At 57.1% G+C, this 2545-nt stretch carries 1 rRNA gene; it reads left to right on the top strand.

Annotated elements, in window-relative coordinates:
• Positions 1 to 2464 (top strand): 23S ribosomal RNA (locus AB0C28_RS56120); the annotation flags it as partial.
• Positions 2465 to 2545 lie beyond the last annotated feature (81 nt).

Raw genomic sequence — 2545 nt, forward strand, 5'->3', positions numbered from 1 at the left:
TGTGATGTGACTGCGTGCCTTTTGAAGAATGAGCCTGCGAGTTATGGTGTGTGGCGAGGTTAACCCGTGTGGGGGAGCCGTAGCGAAAGCGAGTCTGAAGAGGGCGTTTGAGTCGCATGCTGTAGACCCGAAGCGGAGTGATCTACGCATGGGCAGGTTGAAGCTCAGGTAAGACTGGGTGGAGGACCGAACCCACCAGGGTTGAAAACCTGGGGGATGATCTGTGTGTAGGGGTGAAAGGCCAATCAAACTCCGTGATAGCTGGTTCTCCCCGAAATGCATTTAGGTGCAGCGTTGCGTGTTTCTTGCCGGAGGTAGAGCACTGGATGGCTAATGGGCCCGACAAGGTTACTGACGTCAGCCAAACTCCGAATGCCGGTAAGTGAGAGCGTGGCAGTGAGACTGCGGGCGATAAGGTTCGTAGTCGAGAGGGAAACAGCCCAGATCACCGACTAAGGCCCCTAAGCGTGTGCTAAGTGGGAAAGGATGTGGAGTCGCAGAGACAACCAGGAGGTTGGCTTAGAAGCAGCCACCCTTGAAAGAGTGCGTAATAGCTCACTGGTCAAGTGATTCCGCGCCGACAATGTAGCGGGGCTCAAGTACACCGCCGAAGTCGTGGCATTGACTCTCATTCGTGGGGGTTGATGGGTAGGGGAGCGTCGTGCAGCCGGCGAAGCAGCAGAGTGATCTAGTTGTGGAGGCTGTGCGAGTGAGAATGCAGGCATGAGTAGCGAATCGAGGGTGAGAAACCCTCGCGCCGGATGACCAAGGGTTCCTGGGCCAGGCTAATCCGCCCAGGGTAAGTCGGGACCTAAGGCGAGGCCGACAGGCGTAGTCGATGGACAACGGGTTGATATTCCCGTACCCGCTTCAATGCGCCCATACTGAACCTCGTGATGCTAAGAGTCCTTAGCTCGGGTTGTCCTTCGGGACGGCCGTCAGAGTGAACGCTCGGTCCGATCGGGTAGTAGGTAAGCGATGGGGTGACGCAGGAAGGTAGTCCAGCCCAGGCGATGGTTGTCCTGGGGTAAGCATGTAGGGAGTGAGGTAGGTAAATCCGCCTCGCATTAATCCTGAGATGTGATGCCGAGCCGATTGTGGTGAAGTGGATGATCCTATGCTGCCGAGAAAAGCCTCTAGTGAGTGTTGTGGCGGCCCGTACCCTAAACCGACTCAGGTGGTCAGGTAGAGAATACTAAGGCGATCGGGTGAACTGTGGTTAAGGAACTCGGCAAATTGCCCCCGTAACTTCGGGAGAAGGGGGGCCTCTGCTGGTGAACATCCTTGCGGTGGGAGCTGGTGGGGGCCGCAGTGGCCAGGGGGAAGCGACTGTTTACTAAAAACACAGGTCCGTGCGAAGTCGTAAGACGATGTATACGGACTGACGCCTGCCCGGTGCCGGAACGTTAAGGGGACCGCTTAGTTCAGCTTCGGCTGGGCGAAGGTGAGAACTTAAGCGCCGGTAAACGGCGGTGGTAACTATAACCATCCTAAGGTAGCGAAATTCCTTGTCGGGTAAGTTCCGACCTGCACGAATGGCGTAACGACTTCCCCGCTGTCTCAACCGCAGACCCGGCGAAATTGCACTACGAGTAAAGATGCTCGTTACGCGCAGCAGGACGGAAAGACCCCGGGACCTTCACTACAGCTTGACATTGGCGTTTGGAGCGTCTTGTGTAGGATAGGTGGGAGACTGGGAAGCTCGGACGCTAGTTCGGGTGGAGTCATTGGTGAAATACCACTCTGGTCGTTTTGAACGTCTAACTCTGGTCCGTGATCCGGATCGGGGACAGTGTCTGGTGGGTAGTTTAACTGGGGCGGTTGCCTCCTAAAGGGTAACGGAGGCGCCCAAAGGTTCCCTCAGCCTGGTTGGCAATCAGGTGTTGAGTGTAAGTGCACAAGGGAGCTTGACTGTGAGACTGACGGGTCGAGCAGGAGCGAAAGCTGGGACTAGTGATCCGGCATCGGCGTGTGGAAGCGGTGTCGCTCAACGGCTAAAAGGTACCCCGGGGATAACAGGCTGATCTTCCCCAAGAGTCCATATCGACGGGATGGTTTGGCACCTCGATGTCGGCTCGTCGCATCCTGGGGCTGGAGTAGGTCCCAAGGGTTGGGCTGTTCGCCCATTAAAGCGGTACGCGAGCTGGGTTTAGAACGTCGCGAGACAGTTCGGTCCCTATCCGCTGCGCGCGCAGGAGACTTGAAAGGGGCTGTCCCTAGTACGAGAGGACCGGGACGGACGAACCTCTGGTGTGCCAGTTGTACCGCCAGGTGCACGGCTGGTTGGCTACGTTCGGAAGGGATAACCGCTGAAAGCATCTAAGCGGGAAGCTCGCCTTGAGATGAGGTCTCCCACCCCGTGAGGGGGTAAGGCTCCCGGTAGACGACCGGGTTGATAGGCCGGAGGTGGAAGCACGGTAACGTGTGGAGCTGACCGGTACTAATAGGCCGAGGACTTGACCACAAAGCAACTTCTGTTTCTTTGTGCGTGTGTGTGTGCTGCGTTCTGTTACTCTTCGCCGGGTCCAGAACTGCGCCGCACCTG

The sequence above is a fragment of the Nonomuraea sp. NPDC048892 genome (assembly GCF_040649735.1).
Lineage (GTDB): Bacteria > Actinomycetota > Actinomycetes > Streptosporangiales > Streptosporangiaceae > Nonomuraea > Nonomuraea maheshkhaliensis.